The following is a 518-nucleotide window of genomic DNA, read 5'->3' as shown; positions in this document are numbered from 1 at the left end:
CGCTCTTCCGATCTAAAAGAGTGCTTGAGATCACCATTTATGATAAGCCTTCTGGGTTGTTCCCTTAACACTAAACCTTTAAGCAAAGTGAGCATTTGATTAAAAGCCTTTGGAAGATAGATACCTTCTTGAACCAAACTCTCTTCATAACCTAAGTGAAGATCGGCTATTATCAAATTGTCTTTAATTTTGATAGCTTTCTGGGGAAGAAATTCTATTTTCATGGTAACAGATTATACAAATGTGTTTTTAAATTTTCAATGTAAAAAAGTTGAAGAGAAAATTAAACACCTCTCTTTTGCCTTATTCGTCGTACTACATCAAAAATATTCCAGAGATCTTGGATTACATGGAGATGAGGAATTTGATTTAAAACCTCTTCACTTACATATTTTGCTGTAGGAGGGAAATAATACCACACATACTCAGTATTCTCATCTCCACGGCCTATAAATCTCCATGGCTTATCATCCACCCATATAAATATTTCATCCCCATACCTCTCCCTAATAAGCTGG

2 pseudogenes are annotated in these 518 nt (G+C 34.9%); both read right to left on the bottom strand.

What is annotated here, in order from left to right:
- Positions 1 to 224 (bottom strand): annotated as a pseudogene (locus E3E30_RS11155) (metallophosphoesterase); the annotation flags it as partial.
- A gap of 59 nt (positions 225 to 283) precedes the next feature.
- Positions 284 to 518: pseudogene (locus tag E3E30_RS11265) on the bottom strand (HAD family hydrolase); the annotation flags it as partial.

The organism is Thermococcus sp. 9N3 (assembly GCF_012027685.1).
Lineage (GTDB): Archaea > Methanobacteriota_B > Thermococci > Thermococcales > Thermococcaceae > Thermococcus > Thermococcus nautili.
Note: the sequence above shows the minus strand (reverse complement) of the source record. Positions and strands in the feature narration are given on the sequence as shown.